This window comes from Bradyrhizobium sp. USDA 336 (assembly GCF_044908355.1).
GTDB lineage: Bacteria > Pseudomonadota > Alphaproteobacteria > Rhizobiales > Xanthobacteraceae > Bradyrhizobium > Bradyrhizobium yuanmingense.
This window is the reverse complement of the sequence record NZ_JBIYDC010000002.1, coordinates 2,675,568-2,698,279: the sequence shown is the minus strand read 5'-3', so window position 1 is coordinate 2,698,279 and position 22,712 is coordinate 2,675,568. Positions and strand designations below refer to the sequence as shown.

Annotated in this window: 18 protein-coding genes; 17 read left to right on the top strand and 1 reads right to left on the bottom strand. The window is 65.9% G+C overall.

Translation table 11 applies throughout. The features are described from left to right. The first annotated feature begins 116 nt into the window (after nt 1–116). The 6 genes from ABIA45_RS13600 (at nt 117) to ABIA45_RS13575 (ending at nt 8,401) form a co-directional block, all read left to right on the top strand. The gene (locus ABIA45_RS13600; RefSeq protein ID WP_271541174.1) at nt 117–2,126 is read left to right on the top strand and encodes a hydantoinase/oxoprolinase family protein; all 2,010 of its coding nucleotides are present in this window, start codon (nt 117–119) and stop codon (nt 2,124–2,126) included. Further along, nucleotides 2,123–3,703, top strand: coding sequence for a hydantoinase B/oxoprolinase family protein (locus tag ABIA45_RS13595; protein WP_271541172.1), 1,581 nt, complete (start codon nt 2,123–2,125; stop codon nt 3,701–3,703). Before ABIA45_RS13600 ends, ABIA45_RS13595 begins: the two co-directional genes overlap by 4 nt. Before the next feature lie 10 nt (nt 3,704–3,713). Then, nucleotides 3,714–5,009 (top strand): aminotransferase class III-fold pyridoxal phosphate-dependent enzyme, encoded by a 1,296-nt coding sequence (locus tag ABIA45_RS13590; protein ID WP_404652391.1) that lies wholly within the window; start codon nt 3,714–3,716, stop codon nt 5,007–5,009. Next, nucleotides 5,006–6,688, top strand: a complete 1,683-nt coding sequence (locus ABIA45_RS13585; protein ID WP_404652389.1) for a long-chain-fatty-acid--CoA ligase — start codon at nt 5,006–5,008, stop codon at nt 6,686–6,688. The genes ABIA45_RS13590 and ABIA45_RS13585 overlap by 4 nt, the downstream gene beginning before the upstream one ends. A gap of 115 nt (nt 6,689–6,803) precedes the next feature. Then, entirely contained in the window at nt 6,804–7,736 is a 933-nt protein-coding gene (locus tag ABIA45_RS13580) for an N-carbamoyl-D-amino-acid hydrolase (protein WP_271541166.1), read from the top strand. 5 nt (nt 7,737–7,741) lie between these two features. Continuing rightward, nucleotides 7,742–8,401 (top strand): flavin reductase family protein, encoded by a 660-nt coding sequence (locus ABIA45_RS13575; RefSeq protein ID WP_404652386.1) that lies wholly within the window; start codon nt 7,742–7,744, stop codon nt 8,399–8,401. Here ABIA45_RS13575 and ABIA45_RS13570 read toward each other — a convergent pair. Next, on the bottom strand, nt 8,398–9,060 hold the full coding sequence (locus tag ABIA45_RS13570; protein ID WP_157282598.1) for an aspartate/glutamate racemase family protein: 663 nt from the start codon (nt 9,058–9,060) through the stop codon (nt 8,398–8,400). The genes ABIA45_RS13575 and ABIA45_RS13570 overlap by 4 nt on opposite strands. Nucleotides 9,061–9,116: 56 nt before the next feature. On the opposite strand from ABIA45_RS13570, the gene hydA reads away from it, so the two are divergent. The 11 genes from hydA to ABIA45_RS13515 all read left to right on the top strand — a co-directional run bounded on the left by hydA (nt 9,117) and on the right by ABIA45_RS13515 (nt 22,709). Next, complete coding sequence (gene hydA / locus ABIA45_RS13565) at nt 9,117–10,586, top strand: dihydropyrimidinase (protein ID WP_404652385.1); 1,470 nt, start codon at nt 9,117–9,119, stop codon at nt 10,584–10,586. Nucleotides 10,587–10,602: 16 nt separating this feature from the next. Further along, on the top strand, nt 10,603–11,577 hold the full coding sequence (locus tag ABIA45_RS13560; RefSeq protein WP_404652383.1) for an NAD-dependent epimerase/dehydratase family protein: 975 nt from the start codon (nt 10,603–10,605) through the stop codon (nt 11,575–11,577). 1 nt (nt 11,578) lies between these two features. Further along, the gene (locus tag ABIA45_RS13555; protein WP_404542105.1) at nt 11,579–12,328 is read left to right on the top strand and encodes an SDR family oxidoreductase; all 750 of its coding nucleotides are present in this window, start codon (nt 11,579–11,581) and stop codon (nt 12,326–12,328) included. After that, the gene (locus ABIA45_RS13550) at nt 12,325–13,761 is read left to right on the top strand and encodes an NAD(P)-binding domain-containing protein (RefSeq protein WP_404542103.1); all 1,437 of its coding nucleotides are present in this window, start codon (nt 12,325–12,327) and stop codon (nt 13,759–13,761) included. The genes ABIA45_RS13555 and ABIA45_RS13550 overlap by 4 nt, the downstream gene beginning before the upstream one ends. A 119-nt stretch (nt 13,762–13,880) precedes the next feature. Then, nucleotides 13,881–15,500 (top strand): ABC transporter substrate-binding protein, encoded by a 1,620-nt coding sequence (locus tag ABIA45_RS13545; RefSeq protein WP_404542101.1) that lies wholly within the window; start codon nt 13,881–13,883, stop codon nt 15,498–15,500. A gap of 28 nt (nt 15,501–15,528) precedes the next feature. Beyond that, nucleotides 15,529–16,563 carry an ABC transporter permease gene (locus tag ABIA45_RS13540; RefSeq protein WP_275510197.1) on the top strand — a complete coding sequence of 345 codons (1,035 nt, stop codon included), beginning with the start codon at nt 15,529–15,531 and terminating at the stop codon, nt 16,561–16,563. Then, complete coding sequence (locus ABIA45_RS13535) at nt 16,560–17,408, top strand: ABC transporter permease (protein WP_036005271.1); 849 nt, start codon at nt 16,560–16,562, stop codon at nt 17,406–17,408. The genes ABIA45_RS13540 and ABIA45_RS13535 overlap by 4 nt, the downstream gene beginning before the upstream one ends. Continuing rightward, a complete protein-coding gene (nikE, locus tag ABIA45_RS13530) occupies nt 17,405–19,075 on the top strand; it encodes a nickel ABC transporter ATP-binding protein NikE (RefSeq protein WP_404652381.1) in 1,671 nt (556 codons plus the stop codon). The genes ABIA45_RS13535 and nikE overlap by 4 nt, the downstream gene beginning before the upstream one ends. Before the next feature lie 150 nt (nt 19,076–19,225). Beyond that, entirely contained in the window at nt 19,226–20,830 is a 1,605-nt protein-coding gene (locus tag ABIA45_RS13525; RefSeq protein ID WP_157282610.1) for an ABC transporter substrate-binding protein, read from the top strand. 17 nt (nt 20,831–20,847) lie between these two features. Next, the gene (locus tag ABIA45_RS13520) at nt 20,848–21,789 is read left to right on the top strand and encodes an ABC transporter permease (protein WP_157282612.1); all 942 of its coding nucleotides are present in this window, start codon (nt 20,848–20,850) and stop codon (nt 21,787–21,789) included. Further along, a complete protein-coding gene (locus ABIA45_RS13515) occupies nt 21,786–22,709 on the top strand; it encodes an ABC transporter permease (RefSeq protein WP_036005259.1) in 924 nt (307 codons plus the stop codon). The genes ABIA45_RS13520 and ABIA45_RS13515 overlap by 4 nt, the downstream gene beginning before the upstream one ends. Nucleotides 22,710–22,712: the final 3 nt, after the last annotated feature.

Below are 22,712 nucleotides of genomic sequence, written 5' to 3'. Positions count from 1 at the left end.
GCCCAGTGGTTTGCGACAACTCTGGCCCTATCCCGCGGCCATCGCTCTGTCGCACGCTCGCACGTGATGGCATGACAGGGAATGATGATGAACGTCATGCGTAGCTGACTGTGCAGATGAGCGATTCCGGCAATCACTGGGAGGTCGGCACCGATATCGGTGGCACCTTCACCGACATCATCGCGATCCGGCGCGATTCCGCGGAAGCGCGGATTGCCAAGGTGCCGTCGCGCCCCGACGCACCGGTGCAGGCGATGCTGGAGGCGATCGAGGCGGTCGGCCTGCGCAAGAGCGAGGTCAAGCGCTTCGTCCACGGCACCACGCGCGTGACCAACGCGATCGTCGAGAACCGGCTGCCGAAGGTGGCGTTGGTCGCGACCGAAGGCTTTGCCGACGTGCTCGAGATCGCCCGCTATCGCCGGCGCGATCTCTATCGGCTCGACATTCCGCCGAAATCGCCGCCTCTGGTGCCGCCCGAACGATGCTTTGGGCTCGCCGAGCGCCTCGATCATGAGGGCCGGGTGCTGAAGGCGCTCGAGGAAGCCGAGATCGAACGCCTGGTGGCGTGGCTGAAAGGCACCGGCGTTCAGAGCGTTGCGGTCGCGCTCCTTCACGCTTATGCCAATCCAGTCCACGAGAAGATGCTGGGCGAGCGGCTCAGGGGCGTCGTCGCCCATGTCTCGCTCTCGCACGAGGTCAATCCCGAGGCGCGCGAATATGAGCGAACCTCGGCAACCGTGTTCAACGCGGCCGCGATGCCGATCGCGGTTCAATATCTCAGCGAGCTGGAGCAGCGGCTGCCGATCGGGCCCGGTCTGCAGGTGTTTCACTCCGCCGGCGCCATGGTCCCGATTTCGGCGGTGAAGCGGCGTCCGCTGGTGATGGCGATGTCGGGCCCGGCGGCCGGCGTCTCGGCGTCGGTCAGCATCGCGCGCCAGCTCGGCTGCGCGCGGATGCTGACCTTCGACATGGGCGGCACCACGACGGACGTGTGCCTGATCATCGACGGCCAGGCCGAAATGACCGACGGCCGCATGCTCGGCGACAAGCCGCTGCGCCAGCCGATGCTCGCGGTGCATTCGATCGGCGCCGGCGGCGGATCGATCGTGCGCAACGGTCCCGGCGGCCTGACGGTCGGGCCGGAAAGCGCCGGCTCCGAGCCGGGCCCGGCCTGCTATGGCCGCGGCGGCACGGAGCCGACCATCACCGATGCCAATGCGGTGCTCGGCTATCTCAATCCCGAGACCAAGCTTGGTGATCGCATCGGGATCGACATCGCGGCCGCAAAGCGCGTCATCGCGCCGATTGCCCGCGCGCTCGGGCTGAGCCTGACGGAGACGGCGCTCGGCATCATCAAGGTCGCGAACGCGACCATGGCCCGCGCGCTCCGCCGTGTCACGGTCGAGCGCGGCATCGATGGCCGCGACTGTACGTTGCTCGCCTTCGGCGGCGGCGGTCCTATGCATGCCGCGGGCCTCGCCGATCTCTACGGCATTGCAGAGGTGGTCGTGCCCAGTGCCTCGAGCGCGTTCTCGGCGCTGGGTTGCCTCACTGCCGATTTCAGCTTCCTGCAGCAGCAGACCCTTCGCGCTGCCCTCGACGGCATCGATCTCGCGCGCGTCTCGGAACGGATCGAGGCCCTGATTGCCGATGCCTCGGCGCCGCTTCTCGCCAACAATGTTGCGAAGGCCGAGATCCAGGTCGAGCTGGTGGCCTTGATGCGCTACGCCGCGCAGAACGACGCCATTCCGGTATCCTTCACGCTGCCGCTCGACGTTGCCAGGCTGAAGCAGGACTTCCTGACGCGGCATCATGAGCTGTTCGGCTATGCGACCGGCGAACCCTGCGTTATCGAGTCGGTGCGGGTGCAGGCCCGTCGCCCGTCGACGACAATTGTCAGCCGGCCGGCGACCGCGGCGAGGGCAGTGTCTATGACCACGCGCACCTGCTCGTTCGACGGCTTCCACGACATCGCAACCGCGATCGTCGACCGCGCGTCGCTCACCGAGACCATCAATGGTCCCGCCATCATCGAAGACGCCTGGTCGACCGTGGTGGTGCCGCCGGGCTGGCAGGCGAGGCCCGATCCATCGGGCAATCTGTTCCTGACGCGGAGGGCGGCATGAAGCTCGATCCGTTCGTCGTCGAGGTCATCAGGCATGGGCTCTCCGCCGCGGCCGAGGAGATGAGCCTCGTGATGACGCGTTCGGCGCGCTCGCCGCTCCTGCGCGAGGCCGGCGACCTGTCATCGGCGATTACCGACGGCCATGGCGGCCTGGTCGGGCAGGGCCGCGACATTCCGATCCATCTCGGCGCGATGGCCTACACCATCCCCGAACTCCTGAAGGTGATGCCGCGCGATGGCCTGAACGACGGCGACGTCGTGATCTACAATGTCGGCGCGCTCGGCGGCAATCATCTCAACGACGTCAAGGTCGTGCGCCCCGTCTTCTTCGAGGGCGAGATCGTGGCTTTCGCAGTCAGCCTTGCGCATTGGCCTGACATCGGCGGCACCTGGCCCGGCAGTTATTTCGCCAAGGCCGTCGATACGTTCCAGGAGGCGATGCGGATTCCGCCGGTGCTGATCGCGACTGCCGCCGGCCTCAGTACGCCGATCGTGCAGCTGCTCAAGGCCAACGTTCGCGATGCCGAATCCTGCGAGGGCGATCTCCTTGCCCAGATCGCGGCGACCAAGGCCGGCGAGAAGCGCATCGTCGAGCTCTGCCGCGAGCATGGCAAGGCAGTCTTCATGGCGGCGCAGTCGCGCCTGCACGACCTCTCCGAAATCGAGATGCGGGCGGCACTGCGCGATCTTCCGGATGGCGTCTACGAGGGCGAGGATTATCTCGACGACGGCAGCGCAAACAATGCGCCGGCGCGCATCCATGTGAAGATCACCATTCGCGGGGATGAAGCGACCTTCGACCTCTCCGGAAGCTGCGACCGCGTCTCCAATTTCTGCAACACGACGCCGTTCATGGCGCGCTCGGCGGTCGCCTATGCCGCGCGCATCATGAGCGGACGCGACATGCAGCAGAACGCCGGCGCACTGCGGCCGCTGACCATCATCACGCGCCCGGGTTCGATCCTCGAGCCCGGCTGGACCGCCTCCGTTGCCGCCGGCAATCACGAGACCTCCATGCGCATCGTCGATGCGATCTTTCGCGCCATGCAGGACACCATTCCCGAGCGTCTGTCGGCGGGCGGGGCGACCACCGCGGGCGTGCTGTTCTTTGCCGAGCCGCGGCCGAACGGGTCGTGGAAGATGCTCTACGAGGTCCATGGCGGCGGTGAAGGCGCGCGGCACGATCGCGCCGGCACGTCCGCAACCCGCGTGCATCTGTCCAACACTTCGAACACACCGGTCGAGGTGATCGAGGCGAACTACGCGATCCGGCTCGAGCAGCAGGCGATTCGCCGGAATTCCGGCGGCGCGGGCGCACATCGCGGCGGTGACGGCTCCGTCCGCACCTACCGCATCCTGGCGCCCTCGATGCACCTGACCACTTGCATCGAGCGCATGGTGATGGCGCCGTGGGGCATGCAGGGCGGCTCTCCCGGCGAGGCCTGCCGCATCTCGCTGGTCCGGCAGGGCGCCAACGTCGCCATCGACGGCAAGTCGAACCTGGTGTTGCAGCAAGGCGATCTCGTCACGATCGAGATGTGCGGTGGCGGTGGCTACGGCGCCGTTCCGGCGGAGTGAGGCAGTGGCGATGAGCAGATTGTTGCGAACCGGGCTGAATGCGGGCGAGGCTGCGCCGATGGCCGTGGTCGGCGGCGAGGGCGTCTACTTTCACCTTGCGGATGGCCGCAAGCTGATCGACGGCAGCAACACCGGCGGCGGACTCGGCCACCGCCATCCCGCAATGGTGGAGGCGATCCGCCGCGCGGCGGATACGCCCGTCGTCAACGAGGGCTGGACCTGGGTCGGCCGCGAGCAGGCCGCCGACGATCTGATGGCTATCGCCTTCAAGGGCGAAGAGGACTGGGTCGGCGCGGTGCGCTTCTGCATCAGCGGCAGCGAGGCCAATGACATGGCGCTGTCGCTGTGCCAGGCGTTGACGCAGCGCTCGGCGCTGGCAACGCGCGAGCGCGCCTATCACGGCATCACCGGCCTGTCGCGCAGCATGACCGTGCAGCCGCAATGGCACGGCGGTCTCGCCGTGCACGCCGGCGGCTCCAAGATGCCGGCACCGATGGCGCCGGTGCGGATCCTGCCGGCGCCGCATGGCGCGATCTACGGCGCGCCGGCCAACAAAGCGCCGCCCAGTGAATATCTGGCGGATGCTCCGCGCCTGCTCTCGGATACGGCAGCGACGATCATCGACTACACCCAGGGCGGCATCTATTACGACGGCGCCTATCAGGATGAAATGGCAAAGCGCGCGCGAGAGGCCGGCTCGTACTGGATCGCGGACGAGGTCGTCACCGGCGCGGGCCGTGCTGGGCGCTGGTTCGCGTTCCAGGGCGCGCAGAGCCGCCCCGATATCGTCACGCTCGGCAAGTCGCTCGGCGGCGGTGCGGCTGCTGTGGCTGCCGTCGTGGTGTCGAAAGACATCGTCGAGCGGCTGAAGGGAACGAGCTGGCAGAATTACGGCACGCTGCGCGGTCATCCGATCAGCATGGCTGCGGTGAGCGCTTATCTGAAGGTCGTCAGCGACGATAAGATTCTGGAGCACGTCGCGAGCCTCGAGAAGCTGTTCGCCCGCCGCCTGCTCGCGATCGCACAAAAGCATCCGAGCGTGCAGCGCGTAGCGGGGCAGGGGCTGCATTGGACGGTTGAGCTGCACGGCCCGGACTGGCGCACCTGGCACGCCGACACCACCGAGGTGCCGATTGCTTCGCGCGTCGCGGAACGCGCGCTGGAAGCAGGCGCGGTGATCGGTACCAGCGGCGAGCAGACCTCGCTGTTCCTGGCGCCGGCGCTGGTGATCTCCGAGCGCGAGGCGACGCTGCTGCTCGATGCGCTCGACCACGGCCTCGATATTGCCGACAAGGAGCACGGGTGAACGCGGACCACGCAGCACCTCGTCGCTCGCCGGCCTGGCCGGCGGACGAGCCCTGGCATCTCGCGATGCCTGATGGGACGCTCTACGACGCCCTGGTGCGTGCGGCACGTGAACGACCATCGCATCCGGCGACAATGTTCTACGGGGCGAGCCTGAGCTACGCCGAGCTGCGTGACCGGGTCGATGCCATGGCCGGCTTTCTGCAAGGCGTTTGCGGAGTGAAGCGCGGCGACCGCGTCATGATCGCGCTGCAGAATTCGCCGCAGTACGTCATCGCTTACTATGCGACGATGCGGGCGAACGGCGTGATCGTGCCGGTCAATCCCATGAACAAGACCGCCGAGATCGCGTATCTCGCCGCGGACAGCGGCGCCAGGGTTGCAATCATCGGCAGCGAGCTAAGCGATGTGTTTGCACCGCTGGTAGGCGAGGCGATTACGCATGGGATTGTCGCGCGGTACCGCGACGAAGTTCCAGCCGCGACGCCCTACACGCTGCCATCATGCGTGACCGAAGCGCCGTTGGAGCCGCCGTCATCGCCGGGCTGGTATTCGTGGTCGCCCGCGATAATGCAGGACCTGCAGCCGGGTGCGATGGAGGCGGGGCCGGCGGATCTGATGATCCTGCCCTATACCTCAGGGACAACAGGCAAGCCCAAGGCGTGCATGCACACCCATCGCAGCGCGCTGTTCACCGCCGTCTTGCAGGCGCGCTGGTATGGGCTCGATGGCAGCGACGTGATGACCGGCTTCATGCCGCTGTTCCATGTCGCGGGCATGCAGGGCTCGATGAATGCCGCCATCGTCTCCGGCGCCACGCTGCTGCTGATGGCGCGCTGGGACAAGGATCTGCTGCCGGATTTGTTCGAGACCTATGGCGTCACATTCTGGAACGCCGCGCCGACCATGATCGTGGATGTGCTCGCCAGCGCCAGCTTCCGCGACAAATGTTTTGCGAAGCTCAAGGTGCTGACTGGTGGCGGCGCGGCGATGCCGACAGCCGTCGCGGAACGGCTGAAGGGGCGGTTTGGGCTCGATTTCGTCGAGGGCTACGGCATGACCGAGACGATGTCTCCAACGCACCTCAATCCAATGGCGGCGCCGAAGCGGCAGTGCCTCGGCATCGCCGTGCACGAGACCGATGCCAGGGTGATCGACCCCGACAGCCTGGTCGAGCTCGACGACAACGTGGTCGGCGAGATCGTCGTGCACGGGCCGCAGGTGCTGCAGGGTTACTGGAACAGGCCGGAGGCGGATGCCGAAGCCTTCATCGAGCGGGACGGCAAGCGGTTCCTGCGCACGGGCGATCTCGGCTACCGCGATGCCGGCGGCTATTTCTTCGCCGTCGACCGCCTGAAGCGGATGATCAATGTCAGCGGCTTCAAGGTGTGGCCGGCCGAGGTCGAGGCGGCGATGTACCAGAACCGGGCTATCCGGGAATGCTGCATCATTTCAGCGCCGGACGGCTATCGCGGTGAGACCGTCAAGGCGCTGGTGGTGCTCGATGACGCCGCGCGCGCGACGACGTCGGAGGGCGACATCGTCGGCTGGGCGCGGAGCGCGATGGCGAGCTACAAGGCGCCGCGCGCCGTCGTCTTCGTCGAGTCCCTGCCGCGGACCGCTAGCAACAAGGTCAACTGGCGGCTGTTGCAGGATGCCGAATGGGGGCGGACGGCATGAAAGCTGCTCGGCTGGAAAAACAGCGCGAGGCTGCGATATGCTGCGCGCGCCAACACGCCCCTGAACGTGCGATCCCAAGCCTCGCCAAGAAACTCAAGAAATCAGGAATTCGCTGATGCGCATCGTCAATGTCGCCGCCGCCCAGATGGGCCCGATCCAGAAAGCCGACAGCCGCGAGGCCGTGGTCAAACGCATGATAGCGCTGATGGACGAAGCCAAGAGCAAGGGTGCCGACCTGATCGTCTATCCCGAGCTGGCGCTGACGACGTTCTTCCCGCGCTGGTACGTCGAGGACCGCGCCGAGTTCGACATCTGGTTCGAACGCGAGATGCCGAACGCGGCGACCAGGCCGCTGTTCGAGCGCGCGGCGCAGCACGGAATCGCGATGAACTTCGGCTATGCGGAGCTGACGCCGGACGGTCATCATTTCAACACCGCGATCCTGACCGACAAAACCGGCAAGATCGTCGGCAAATACCGCAAGGTGCATTTGCCGGGCCATGTGGAATACGACAGCAAGCGCTCGCACCAGCACCTGGAGAAGCGCTATTTCGAGCCGGGCGATCTCGGCTTCAAGGTCTGGCGCGAGCTCGGCGGCATCATCGGCATGGCGATCTGCAACGACCGCCGCTGGCCCGAGACCTATCGCGTCATGGGCCTGCAGGGCGTCGAAATGGTGCTGATCGGCTACAACACGCCGTCGGTGAATGCCGAGAAGAGCGAGGAGGGCGTCGAGAAGCGCCTGTTCCACAACCGCCTCTCGGTGCAAGCCGGCGCCTATCAGAACGCGACCTGGGTGGTCGCAGTCGCCAAGGCCGGCAATGAGGACGGTCATGCGCTGTTCGGCGGCAGCCTGATCGTCGATCCCAATGGCGAGATTGTCGCCGAGGCCAAGAGCGAAGACGACGAGGTGCTGGTCCACGCCTGCGACCTCGACGCCACGGCCTTCGGCAAGACCACGATCTTCGATTTCGCTCGCCATCGCCGCATCGAACATTACGGCCTGATCACCAGCCAGACCGGCGCGGTGCCGCCGCCGGAGACGTGACGCCGATGGCTGACAAAGGCATCTCCTTGCGTGAACTCGATCCGCGCGATCGCTACAAGCTGCTGTGCGGCGTGGTGGTGCCGCGGCCGATCGCGCTGGTGACGACGCTGGACGAGAACGGGGCGGTGAATGCCGCGCCGTTCAGCTTCTTCAACGTGTTCTCCGAGAGTCCCGCGCTGATCGTGCTCGGACTCCAGCACAAGCCGGATCACGCGCCAAAGGACACCACCCGCAACATCCATCGCGACGGCGAGTTCGTGGTGCACATGGTGGACGAGGCGCTGTCAGGCGCGATGAACGACTGCGCGGTCGATTTTCCCTCCGGCGCCAGCGAGGTCGCCGCGACGGGCCTGGCCACGCTTCCCTCCGTCGACGTGAAGGTGCCGCGCCTCGCCGCGGCCCCCTTCGCGCTGGAATGCCGGCGCCATGTCGTGCTGACCTTCTCGCCCGATCGCGAGCTCCTGGTCGGCGAGGTCTTGCGGGTTCACGCCCGCCAGGGCCTGGTCGATACCGCCAACATGTATGTCGATCTCGACGCCTATCGGCCGATCGGCCGCATATTCGGCAATCTCTACACCACCCAGCGCGACACGTTTGCCCTGGTCCGCGAAAGCCATGCGCAATGGCTCGCGCGCCAGGACACCAAAGAGCTGAAGGACGCCTAGTGAGCCGAGAACTGCACCGTACCCAGCGCCATGGTGACGGCCGCCTGTGTCGGGTCGATGACGGGAATCCGCAGCGCGTCTTCCAGCGCGCGGCGGTGGCGCGCCATGCCGGCGCAGCCCATCACGACGGCACGGGCGCCGTCCTCGTCGCGCAGCGCGCGGCCGACCTCGATCATCTTGGCGAGCGTACCTTCGCCCGAAGCGGTTTCGGCGACGCTCATGTTCAGCGGCCGCTCGCCGGAAAAGCGGTCGGTCAGGCCCATCTGTCTGAGATAGCGCATGTGACGCGGGATCGAACGCTGGGCGATCGCGATGACGCCAAAAGTCTCCGCGCGGGAAAGCGCCGTCAGCACGCCGCACTCGGCGATGCCGAACACCGGGCGGTCGGTGCCTTCGCGGCAAACCTGCAGTCCGGGATCGCTGTAGCAGGCGATGATGAAGGCGGCCGAGCTGTTGTCGCTTTCGACCAGCTTTCGCAGCGGGATCGCAACGCTATCGGCGTCCGCCTGGCTTTCAATGCCGAACGGACCCTCGGCCAGCGTCTGGCAGACCACCTCGGGCCCGCCCTCGAAATCGAGCGGCTTCAACGCGTCCTCCAGCCCCTGCGTGACCTTGTGGTTGGAGTTCGGGTTGATGACGAGAATGCGCGGCCGGGACATGATGGACTTCCTGCGAGAATAAGCGAACGTGCCTCGAGCCTATCACGGAGTGCCTCATGACTGAACCCGCTTACGACCTGATCATCCGCGGCGGCCACGTCGCCACCACGACCGATGTCTTCGAGGCCGACGTCGCCGTCTCCGGCGAGACCATTGCGGCCATCGGCCGCGGGCTTCCTCCCGGAAGGCGCGAGATCGACGCGCGCGGCAAGCTGGTGCTGCCCGGTGGGGTCGACAGCCATGCCCATATCGAGCAGCTGTCGGCCGCCGGCATCATGAACGCCGATACGTTCGAGAGCGCCACCGTCTCCGCCGCCTTCGGCGGCACCACCACGGTGATTCCGTTCGCGGCGCAACATGTCGGCATGAAGCTGCCACAGGTCGTCGCGGACTATCACGCCCTGGCGAAGAAGGGTGCGGTGATCGACTACGCCTTTCACATGATCATTGCGGACGCGACCAAGGAGACGGTCGAGGAGCACATCCCCGCGCTGGTGAAGCAGGGCCATGCCTCGATCAAGATCTTCATGACCTACGACCGCCTCAAGGTCGACGACGAGCCGCTGCTCGACATTCTGCTCGCGTCTCGCCAGTCCGGTGCGATGCTGTGCGCCCATGCCGAGAACCACGGCATCATCGCCTGGATGGTGAAGCGGCTGCTTTCGCGCGGCTACACGATGCCGAAATACCACGCCGTCAGCCACGCCCGCATCTCGGAGGCGGAAGCCTTCACCCGGCTGATCGGCATGGCGGCGCTGATCGACCAGCCGATCATGATCTTCCATGTCTCGACGGCCGAAGGCGCCAAGGTGATCCGCGACTCGCGCGGGCAGGGGCTCAAGGTCTTCGCCGAGACCTGCCCGCAATACCTGTTCCTCACGGCAAACGATCTCGACAAGCCCGGCGCCGAGGGGGCGAAGTGGATGTGCAGCCCGCCGCCGCGCACGCATGCCGACCAGGAGGCGCTGTGGCAGGCGCTCTCGCTCGGCGATCTCCAGACCATCTCGTCGGACCACGCGCCGTATCGCTACGACGAGACCGGCAAGCTGCGCGCCGGCCCGAACCCGAATTTCAAGCAGGTCGCCAACGGCCTGCCGGGCCTTGAGCTGCGGCTGCCGCTGTTGTTCGACGCGATGGTGTCGAAGGGACGGCTGGGCCTCGAAAAGTTCGTCGAGCTGACCGCGACGGCGCCCGCAAAGATCTACAACCTGCATCCGCGCAAGGGCTCGATCGCCGTCGGGGCCGACGCCGATATCGCGATCTGGGATCCCAGCCGCGAGGTCACCATCGCGGACCAGATGATGCACGACCTCGCCGGCTACACGCCGTTCGCGGGTCGCAAGCTCAAGGGTTGGCCGGTGTCGGTGCTCTCGCGCGGCCGCGTGATCATCGAGGGCGACAAGTGCCTCGCGAGCGCCGGCAGCGGAAAATTCCTCGCACGCAGCGGCGGCGAGGCGGCCAGGCCGACCGGCCGGCTCGTCGCCGACATGGATCCCGAACGGAATTTTGGAGCCAGGCTGCTGTGATGGCGGATTGCGCGCGATGAGGATCGTCATCTTCGGCGGCACCGGCTTTGTCGGCCTCAATCTGGCCGAGGTGCTGCTCGCGCGCGGGCACGAGGTGACGCTGTATGATCGTGCGGCATTGCCGCCGTCCGCGCAGCGATCTCTTGCCGATTACGGCGCACGACTTAAAGCCGTGCAGGGCGATATCACCGATGTAGATACCATCGATGCCCTGATCGCACAGGGCTGCGATGCGATCGTGCTGGGCGCCGCGATAACCGCCGGCGATGACCTCGAACGGGTGTCGCCCGCACGCGTTCTCGAGATCAACGTCATGGCCCAGATCCCGATCCTGCAGGCCGCGATCCGCCATGGCGTTCGCCGCGTCGTGAATCTGTCGTCGGCCTCGGCCTATGGCACTGCGGGCCAGCGCTATCAAATGCTCGATGAGGAAACGCCCTGCGATCCAGTCTCGTTCTACGCCATCAGCAAGTTCACTTCGGAACGCTCCGTCGCGCGCCATGCCGAGCTCTTTGGCGGCGATTTCCTGAGCGTGCGCTTAAGTGCCGTTTTCGGTCCGTGGGAGCGGCCCGGTTCGGTGCGCGACACGCCCAGCCTCCAGTTCCAGATCCTTGCTGCGTTCGCGCGCGGCGAGCCGGCGCTGCTGCCGGCGCCGGGCATCAAGGATTGGACCTATGCTGTTGACGCTGCCGAGGCTGTGGCTGTGCTGATCGAAGCCGAGCGGCCGCGCCACCGGCTCTACAACATCTCCAGCGGCACGGCCTGGTCGGCGCTGCAATGGGGCGAGGCGTTTGCGGCCCTGCATCCCGGGCTGGAGTGTCGGCTGGCGGAGCCGGGCGAGAAGACCTTCATCAAGCTTCATGGGGGCGATCGCGCGCCGCTCTCAGTGACGCGAATGGCCGACGAATTCGGCTGGCGCGCCCGCTTCGGCTGCGCGGAGTCGGCTGCTGCGATGAGCGCCTGGTGGATGCAGCACAAGGAGGGGATCTGACATGCGGCTGCAGGGGCGCACGGCCATCATCACCGGCGCGGGCTCGGGTATCGGCCGCGCCAGCGCAAAACTGTTCGCGGGGGAGGGCGCGCGCCTTGCTCTGGTCGATCGCGACGCCGCCGGTCTTGAGGAAACAATGAGCCTAGTCGGCGAAGCGACGACGCATGTCGGCGACGTCGGCGATGGCGCATTCGCCGAAACCGTCGTCGGCGACGTCGTGGCCCGGCATGGCCGGCTCGATATCCTCATGACGGCGGCTGGCTTCTCCTGTGGTGGCACGGTGCTGACGACGAGCCTGGAAGACTGGGATGCGGTGTTCCGCGCCAATGTCGGCGGCACCTGGCTGTGGGCGCGGGCCGCGGTGCCGCAGATGCAGCGGCAGAACAGCGGCTCGATCATCACGCTGGCATCGCAGCTCGCCATTGCCGGCGGCAAGGGCAACAGCGCCTATATCGCCGCCAAGGGCGCGATCATTAGTCTGACGCGCACCATGGCCGTGGATTTCGCCGCCGACGGCATCCGCGTCAACGCAATCGCTCCCGGCGCGATCGACACGCCGATGCTTCGCCGCAGCTTTGCGCGTCACGCTAATTCCGAGGAAGTGCGCGAGGCTTCGCGCAACCGCCACGCCATGAAACGGTTCGGCCGGGCGGAGGAGATCGCGCAGACCGCGCTGCATCTCGCCAGCGATGCCTCGTCGTTCACGACCGGCACCGTGATGGTGGTCGACGGAGGCTGGCTCGCGGCATGAGTGAGGCGCTCATCCAGCTCGAAGCGGACGTGCACGCCGATCTCGCTCGGATCGCGCATCCCGGCGCGGCGTGGCTCGAACCGAAAGCGGGGCCAGACGGCAAGCCGGCGCTGGATGTTCTCATCATCGGCGCCGGCCAGTCCGGCATCGCCATCGGCTTCGGCCTGCTGCGCTCGCGCGTCAGCAACATCCTACTGATCGACAAGGTCGAAGAGGGCAAGGAGGGCCCGTGGCTCACCTACGCCCGGATGCCGACGCTGCGCAGCCCGAAGGACTACACCGGTCCCGACCTCGACATCCCCAGCCTGACCTATCAGTCCTGGCACGAGGCCCGCTTCGGCAAGGCGAGCTGGCAGGAGCTCGGCCTGATCGCGCGCGAGCATTGGGCGGAGTATCTGCTCTGGCTGCGGCGCATGGTCGGCTTGCCGGTGCGCAACGCTTGCGAGCTCAAGGAGATCGCGCCGGCGGCTGAGGGCCTGCTCGCTGCGCGCGTGAAACGGGCAGGAGAGGTCGAAACTCTCTATGCCCGCAAGATCGTGCTGGCGACAGGGCAGGAGGGCATGGGCGGATGGATGATTCCGGAGCAGCTGGCGCATCTGCCGGCGAGCTCTGTTGCGACCGTCGTCGACGACATCGCTTTCGAAAGCCTGCGCGGCAAGCGCGTCGCCGTGATCGGTGCCGGCGCCTCCGCCTTCGACAATGCGGCGACCGCGCTGGAGGCCGGTGCGGCTGAAGTGCACCTGCTGTGCCGCCGTGCGCAGATCCAGGTGATCCAACCCTATCGTTGGCTCACCTTTCGCGGCTTCCTGCGTCATCTCAGCGATCTCGACGATGCCTGGCGCTGGCGCTTCATGCGCAAGATCCTCGAGATGCGGGAAGGATTTCCGCAGCCGACCTATGACCGCTGCGCGCGTCACGCCAACTTCACACTGCACGAGGGCGCGCCGGTTGAAGCCGCGCGCAAGACCGATAACGGCGTTGAACTCCAGACGCCGCGCGGCGCCATCACCGCCGATTTCGTCATCTGCGGCACCGGCATCGACATGGACTTTGCCGGCCGCAGCGAGCTCGCCCGATGTGCCGCCAACATCGCGACCTGGGCTGACCGCTACCAGCCGCCGGAAGACGAACGCAACGAACGGCTCGGCCGCTTTCCCTATCTCGCCGACGACTATGCCTTCATCGAGCGTGTGCCCGGAAAGACGCCGTGGATCGCCGACATCCATCTGTTCGCCATCGCCTCGACCATGAGCTTCGGTCCGTCGGGCTCGTCGATCAATGCGATGACGACCGCCGTTCCAAAGCTGGTCCACGGCCTGACGCGCGGCCTATTTCGCGCCGATGTCGAACGGCACTGGGATTCGCTCAGCGCCTATGACGTGCCGCAGGCCGTGGTGACGCGTCAGGCGCGAGAAATGGGGGAAACGCTGTGATCACCCATGCGCCGTCGCGACCTCGCGTCCCTCGAAATGTCCGATCGGACTGGCGCGCAACTTGCTTCTTTCTGAACCTGCCTTGCTGGCGTTCTCGTTCGAAATTCAGGGAAAAACCAATGCGTTTTGTGTCTTTCAGACTGGCGACCTCAGTTCTCGCGACCACTGCGGTGCTGCTCATCGCCGCCGCGCCGTCACAAGCGCAAACCCGGGCAGAGACCTTGCGCTACGTCACCGGCGCGTCCGTCAACACGCTCGATCCCAACATTCCCGGCTCGACCCGCGAATCCTTCGCGCTGAGTATGAGCACCTACGACCGGCTGGTGGCATTCGGCCGCAAGCAGCTCAACGGCAAATGGGTGTTCGACCTCGATACGATCACCGGCGAGCTCGCCGAATCCTACGAGGTTAGTCCCGACGGCCTGAAGATCACCTTCCGCCTGCGCAAGGATGCAAAGTTCCAGGACGGCTCGCCGGTCACGGCCGAAGACGTCAAGTGGTCGCTCGACCGCTGCGTCACCGCGCCGATTCTCGGCAAGGCGCAGCTGCTGACGGGCTCGCTGACGTCGGCCGATCAGTTCAAGGTGATCGATCCCCTCACCATCGAGGTGACGCTGCCTAAGCCCGACAAGCTTGCGCTGCCTAATCTTGCCACCGTCTACCCGATGATCATCAACTCGAAAGTGGCGAAAGAGCACGCGACGGCTGACGATCCCTGGGCCACGGCCTGGCTGAAGGAGCACACCGCCGGCAGCGGCGCCTATGCGGTCGAGAGCTTCAAGCCGGGCGAGCAGGTGATCATCAAGCGCAACGAGATCTGGAATCGCGGATCGCCGGGCAAGCCGGCGTACTTCAAGCGCGTCATCGTGCAATCGGTGCCGGAGCCGGCGACCCGTGCCAACCTCGTCGAGCGCGGCGATGCCGATCTCGTGCTCGACCTGCAGGCCAGCGACGTGCAGTCGCTGGAGGCCAAGGGCAAGCTCAAGGTGATCTCGACGCCGCAATACAACGCGGTCACCTACGTCTCGATGAACAACCAGATCCCGCCCTTCGACAACGTCAATGTCCGCCGCGCCATCGCTTCCGCGCTGCCCTATGAGGACATGTTCAAGGCGGCCCTGTTCGGCCGCGGCGCGCCGCTGTTCGGTGCGACCTGGCCGGACGGCAAGCCGCTGAACGGCATCTATCCGTTCCAGCAGCCGGTGAAGCTCGATCTCGACAAGGCCAGGGAGTACCTCAAGGCTGCAGGTCTGCCCGAAGGCTTCTCGACCACTTTCAGCTTCAATGTCGGCCAGGCCGCGACGGCCGAGCCGATGGCCGCCCTCGTCAAGGAGTCTCTTGGCAAGATCGGCATCAAGGTCGACATCCAGAAGCTGCCGGACGCGCAGATGTCGACGCAGATCAACGAGAAGAAGCTGCCGTTCTTCACCGAAGGTATCGTCGCCTGGCTGCCGTCGACCGACTATTTCTACCGCAACTTCTACACCGGCACTCAGCGCTGGAATTACTCTTCGATCAACAATCCGGACCTTGCCGCGATTGCGCAGGAGGCGCGCTTCGAGCCGGATAAGGCCAAATACGAGGCAGCCGGCCGCAAGCTCAACGCAATGCATTTCGACCTGATGCCGCAGATCATGCTGTGGCAGCCCAATCAGGACGCGGTGATGGCGCCGTCGATCGAAGGCTACACCTATGAGTTCCACCGTCAGGTGGATTATCGCGATGTCAGCCGCAAGTGACACTTGCGGCCAGCAGGGACGTTGAATGGTGACGACCGGTCTTGGTGCAACGATGGTGCGGGCGGGCAGGCGGCTCTTGTCGTCGCTGCCGGCACTGTTCGGTGTGCTGGTCTTCACCTTCCTGTTGATGCGCGTCCTGCCCGGCGACCCCGCGGTGTTCTTCGCCTCGGGCCCCAATGCCGGCAAGGAGGAGATCGAGCAGATCCGCAAGCAGATGGGGCTCGACAAATCCGTGCCGGAGCAACTCGTGTTCTATCTCTCCGACATCGGCCACGGCAATCTCGGCCGCTCGATGATGACCGGCCAGCCGGTGCTGAAGGACCTGCGCGAGCGATTGCCGGCCTCGCTCGAGCTCACCTTCACCGCACTGCTGATCGCGCTGATCGCGGCAGTGCCGCTTGGGGTGCTGGCGGCGCTGCGGCCGGGATCGATCATCGATCACGGCGTGCGGCTGTTCTGCGCACTTGGGGTCTGCGTGCCGACTTTCGTCTCGGGCCTGCTCTTGATCTACGTCTTCTATTATCTGCTCGGGCTGGCCCCTGATCCGACGGGGCGCATCGACGTCTTCACCTCGCTGCCGCCGCAGCGCACCGGCTTTCTCTCGATCGACTTCCTGCTCGCCGGCGACGTCGAGGGCTGGTGGGCGGCCTGCAGGCAGTTGATCCTGCCGGCAGTGAGCATGGCGCTGTTCGTGATCGCGCCGCTGGCGCGGATCACCCGCGCCTCGATGCTGGTCTCGCTCGGCAGCGATTTCGTGCGCACCGCGCGCTCGGTCGGATTGTCCTGGCGCAAGGTGGTCGTCACCTATGCGCTCCGCAACGCGATCCTGCCGGTCATCACCATCGCCGGCATCGTGTTCTCGACCATGCTGGGAGCCAACGTGTTGGTGGAGAAGGTGTTCTCCTGGCCGGGCGTTGCCTCCTATGCGCTCGATGCGCTGCTGTCGTCCGACTATGCGCCGGTGCAGGGTTTCGTGCTGCTGATGGCCAGCCTGTTCGTGCTGGTCAATCTCGTCGTGGACATCTGCTACGGCATCGCCGATCCCAGGGTGTCGATCGAATGACCAGCGCCACACTTCGCCATTCGGTTTGGATCCTGCGCGGCAATCCGCTCACGGCGGTGGCCGCGGCCGGGGTGACGCTGTTCGTCCTGGTCGCGATCTTCGGACCGTGGATCGTGCCCTACGATCCCGTGGCCTCGAACGTCTCGGAGGCGCTGCTGCCGCCGAGCGCGGCGCATATTGCCGGCACGGACCAGCTCGGCCGCGACGTGTTCAGCCGCCTCATCATCGCTGCACGGCTCGACCTTGCCATCGCAGTCTCCGCGGTCGGAATTTCATTCGTGATCGGGGCCGTCGTCGGCGCGTTCTGCGGCTATGCCGGCGGACGGCTCGATCGCGCCGTCGGCCGCTTCGTCGACGTGATGATGGCCTTTCCGCTGTTCGTGCTGGCAATGGCGATGGTCGCCGCGCTCGGCAACCGGATCGAGAACATCGTGATCGCGACCGCGATCATCAATCTTCCGTTCTACATCCGCTTCGCGCGCGCCGAGGTCAACGTCCGCCGCAATGTCGGCTGGGTCGAAGCCGCGCGCGCCTGCGGCGAGAGCCATTTCTCGGTGGTGCTGCGCTTCCTGCTGCCGAACATCCTGCCCGCAATGGCTGTGCAGATCTCGCTCAATCTCGGCTGGGCCATTCTCAATGCCGCCGGCCTGTCCTTCATCGGCCTCGGCGTCAAGCCGCCGACGCCGGAATGGGGCATCATGGTCGCTGAAGGGGCGCGCTTCATCTCCACTGGACGCTGGTGGCTGGTGGCCTTTCCAGGCCTTGCGCTGATGCTGGCGGTGCTGTGCTTCAACCTCCTCGGCGACGGCATGCGGGACATTCTCGATCCCCGGATGCGCACATGAGCGAGGATCTGCTCAGGATCGACGACCTCCACGTCGCGTTCTCGACGCGGCGGGGAATGGTCGAGGCCGTGCGCGGCGTCACGCTCACCGTCAAGGCCGGCGAGATGCTCGGTCTCGTCGGCGAGAGCGGCTCGGGCAAGTCGGTTACCGGCTTTGCGACGACGCGGCTGCTCGATGCAGCCGGCCGCGTCACCGGCGGCAAGATCCTGTTCCGCGGGCAGGACGTCACAAAGCTCCGCGGCGATGATCTGCGCCAGCTGCAGGGAGCCGCGATGTCGATGATCTTCCAGAATCCGCGGGCGGCGCTCAATCCGATCCGCGCGATCGGCCTGCAGATCGCGGACGCGATCCTCACCCACAAGCGTATCTCGAAAGAGGCCGCGCGTGCCGAGGCGCTGGACCTGCTGCGCGCCGTTCAGATCCGCGATCCCGAGGCGCGGATGAACGCCTATCCGCACGAGCTCTCCGGCGGCATGTGCCAGCGCGTCATGATCGCGATCGCGATTTCCTGCAATCCTGCACTGCTCATCGCGGACGAGCCGACCACCGGCCTCGACGTCACCACGCAGAAGGTGGTGTTGGATCTGCTGGCAGACATTGCCGCCGCGCGAGGCATGGCCACGATCCTGATCACGCACGACCTCGGCCTTGCGGCGCGCTACTGCCGCCGCATCGCCGTGATGGAGCGCGGCCGCATCGTCGAGGAGGCGAGCCCCGGCATTCTCTTCAGCGCGCCGCAGCACGCCTATACGAGGCGCCTGGTTGCGGCCTCGCCCACGGCAACGTCGCGGATCGAGGATCTCGTGACGGAGGAGGAGAGAGAGCGTTACTCCGCTGTTGTCAGGAAGCCCAGGCGGGAACCCGCACACGGGACGCCCCCGCTGCTGGAAGTGCGCAAATTGGCAAAACGTTTCGACCAGGGATCCGCTGCGGTTGCCGACTTCTCGATGACGATGGCGGGCGGCGAGAGTGTCGGGCTGGTCGGCGAGTCCGGCTCGGGCAAGAGCACGACCTCGCGCATGATCTGCCGCCTGATCGATCCGAGTGAGGGCGACATCGTGTTCGACGGGCAGTCGATCGGGCACGTGGCGGCGCGCGATTTCCACCGCTCGCCATTGCGCAGGGACATCCAGATGGTCTTTCAGGACCCGAACGAAAGCCTCAACCCGCGTTTCACGGCGTTCGATTGCATTGCCCATCCTTTGATGCGGCTCGACGGCATGCGCTCGGGCGAAGGCTTGCGCAAACGGGTGGAAGAATGCGCCGAGCGGGTCGGACTGCCGCTCGATCTGTTGCCACGGTTTCCACATCAGCTCTCCGGCGGGCAGAAGGCCCGCGTCGGCATTGCCCGCGCCATCGCTTGCCGGCCGCGGCTGCTGGTGCTGGACGAGCCGACCGCCGCACTCGACGTCTCGGTGCAGGCGGTTGTGCTGCAACTGCTCGATCGCCTCAGGCGCGAGAACGACATTGCGCTGCTGTTCGTCAGCCACGATCTCAACGTCGTGCGCATGCTGTGCGACCGCACCATCGTGCTGCGCAACGGCGGCATCGTGGAGCAGGGCGAGAGCCGGGCGTTATTTGATAATCCAAAGACCGACTACACGCGCAAACTGGTCGAGGCGATCCCGCATATCGAGACCGGGCCGACGCTGGCGGCCGCTCTGTGAGCCCCGAACTCGCATTCCTGGACCGCCAAATGGCGAGATCCCGCTGGCGAAGCCGCATTTAGTGGCATACCATTTGCTTGCAAATGGGCTCGGTTTCACTTGCCCTTTGCCAATGAACAGCTGGCATCACGGCATTTCTGGGAGGACTTCATGGATCGCAGGACGGTATTGAAGGGACTGGCTGGCGCGGGCAGCCTGGCGTTGACGGGTGGCCTGTCGGCCCCGGCGATCGCTCAGGGTGCGGCGGCGCGCACCCTGCGATTCGTGCCCCAGGCCAATCTCGCCAATTTCGACCCGATCTGGGGCACGCAATATGTCGTGCGCAATGCCGCCGCGATGGTTTGGGACACGCTCTACGGCATCGATTCCTCGTTCCGGCCGCAGCGGCAGATGGTCGAGTCCGAGGAAGTGACCGACGACGGCACCACCTGGACGTTCAAGCTGCGGCCCGGCCTCAAGTTCCACGATGGCGAGCCGGTGCTCAGCAAGGACGTCGTGGCAAGTCTGACGCGCTGGTCGGCGCGCGATCCGATGGGCCTGATGATCAAGGCGCTCCAGCAGGAGCTCACGGCCGTCGACGACCGCACCTTCAAATGGGTATTGAAGCAGCCCTTCCCGAAATTGCTCTACGCGCTCGGCAAGAACAATTCGCCTTGCAGCTTCATCATGCCGGAGCGCATCGCGCAGACCGATCCGTTCAAGCAGATTTCTGAATATATCGGCTCCGGTCCGCTGAAGTTCGCCAAGAGCGAGTGGGTCCCCGGTGCGAAGGCCGTGTTCGAGAAATTCGCCGACTATTCACCGCGCCAGGAGAAGGCGTCATGGCTGGCCGGTGGCAAGCAGGTGATGGTCGACCGCGTCGAGTGGGTGATCATGCCGGATCCGGCAACCGCGGCGGCCGCGTTGCAGAACGGTGAGATCGACTGGTGGGAGAATCCGATCGCGGATCTCGTTCCGGTTCTGAAGAAGAACAAGAATATCAGCGTCGATATCGGCGATCCCCTCGGCAATATCGGCTCGTTCCGCATGAACTTCCTCTATCCGCCGTTCAACGACGTCAAGGCGCGGCGTGCGGTGCTGATGGCGCTCAGCCAGGAAGACTACATGCGCGCGATCGTCGGCGACGACAATTCGCTGTGGAAGCCGCTGCCCGGCTACTTCACGCCGGATACGCCGCTCTACACCGAAGTGGGCGGCGAGATCCTGAAGGGCAAGCGCGATCTGGACGCCGCCAAGAAGCTGCTCGCCGAGAGCGGCTACTCCGGCCAGCCGGTGACGTGCCTCGTCGCGCAGGACCAGCCGATCACCAAGGCGATGGGCGACGTCACCGCCGACCTTCTCAAGAAGCTCGGCATGAATGTCGACTTCGTCGCAACTGATTGGGGCACGGTCGGCTCCCGCCGCGCGCAGAAGACGCCTCCGGGACAGGGCGGCTGGAACATGTTCCACACCTGGCACGCAGGCGCGGATTGCGTCAATCCGGCTCCCTACACCGCCATTCGTGCTAACGGCGACAAAGCCTGGTTCGGCTGGCCCACCAGCGCGGCCACCGAAAAGGAGGTCACCTCCTGGTTCGAGGCCAAGAACGTCGACGAGGAGAAGGCCGCCATCGGTCGCCTCAACAAGGCGGCGCTCGATGACGTCGTTTACGCGCCGACTGGTTTCTTCCTGAGCTACACCGCGTGGCGTAAGAACGTCTCCGGCGTTGCCAAGGGACCGCTGCCGTTCTTCTGGGGCGTGTCGAAGTCCGCATGATCGTGCGTTGAGGCCAGATGCTCTCCTACATCCTCCGTCGCATCGTTGCGACCTTGCCGGTCATGGCGATCGTCGCGCTGTTCGTGTTCAGCCTGCTTTATATCGCGCCCGGCGATCCGGCCGTGGTGATCGCGGGCGATCAGGCAAGCCCGGAGGATGTGGAGCGCATCCGCCAGAGCCTCGGGCTGGACCGGCCCTTCCTGGTCCAGTTCGGAAGCTGGGTCTGGCGCATCCTGCACGGCGATCTCGGCACCTCGATCTTCACCAACCTGCCGGTCTCGGCGATGATCGGGCAGCGTCTCGGACCGACGCTGTCGCTGATGATCGTCACGCTGCTGCTCACGATCGTGGTGGCGGTGCCGCTCGGCGTGGTGGCGGCATGGAAGGCCGGCAGCCTGATCGATCGCGTCATCATGGGCTTTGCCGTGTTTGGATTCTCGCTGCCCGTCTTCGTGGTCGGCTACATGCTCGCCTACATCTTCGCGCTGGAGCTGGAATGGCTGCCGGTGCAGGGCTACACGCCCCTCAACCAGGGCTTCTGGCCCTGGCTCGAGAACCTGATCCTGCCGGCGATCGCGCTCGGCTGCGTCTATATCGCGCTGGTCGCCCGCATCACGCGGGCAGCCATGCTCGAAGTGCTGCAGCAGGACTATATCCGCACCGCCAAGGCCAAGGGCCTCGGGCAGGGCGGCATCCTGTTCATTCACGCGCTGAAGAACGCGGCGGTGCCGATCGTCACCGTGATCGGGATCGGCATCGCGCTCCTGATCGGCGGCGCGGTCGTCACCGAGAGCGTGTTCGCGATCCCCGGCCTCGGCCGCCTCACCATCGATGCCATCCTGCGCCGTGACTATCCGGTGATTCAGGGCATCGTGCTGCTGTTCAGCTTCGTCTACGTCCTCGTCAATCTGATGATCGACGTCGTCTACACGCTCGTTGACCCGAGGATCCGCTATTGACCGACACCACCGTTAATCCGCATTCGCTTCCGGCCGGCCTCGTCCTTGCGCCGCAACTGCCCGAGATCCTGCGGCCGGTCAGGATACGGCGCGGCTTCGTCGGCCTCCTGCGCGGCCACCCGACGGTCGCGATCGGCGGCGCGCTGCTGCTGATGCTGGTGCTGATCGCGGTCTTTGCGCCGTACCTCGGCACGGTCGACCCGACCGCGCTTGCGCCCGCCAAGCGCACCCGCGCGCCGTCAGCCGATTTCTGGTTCGGCACCGACGTGCTCGGCCGCGACATCTATTCGCGCGTGCTGTTCGGCGCGCGGGTCTCGCTCACGGTCGGCCTGTCGGTCGCGATCTGCGCTTCGGCGATCGGCCTTGCCATCGGCATGGTCTCCGGCTTCATCCGCTGGGCCGACGGCATCCTGATGCGGTTCATGGACGGCCTGATGTCGATCCCGCCGATCCTGCTGGCGATCGCGCTGATGGCCCTGACGCGCGGCAGCGTCGGCAACGTCATCCTGGCGATCACCATCGCCGAGATCCCGCGCGTCTCGCGCCTCGTCCGCAGCGTCGTTCTGTCCTTGCGCGAGCAGCCCTATGTGGACGCGGCCGTGGCCTGCGGCACGCGCACGCCGATGATCATCCTGCGCCACATCCTGCCCAACACGGTTGCGCCGATGCTGGTCCAGGCGACCTATATCTGCGCCAGCGCCATGATCACGGAGGCGATCCTGTCCTTCATCGGCGCCGGCACGCCGCCGACCATCCCGTCCTGGGGCAACATCATGGCCGAGGGCCGCGCGCTCTGGCAGGTGAAGCCCTACATCGTGTTCTTCCCGGCGGCGTTCCTGTCCGTCACCGTGCTCGCCGTGAATCTGCTCGGCGACGGCCTGCGCGATGCGCTCGACCCGCGCATGGCCAAAAGCCTGTGATGT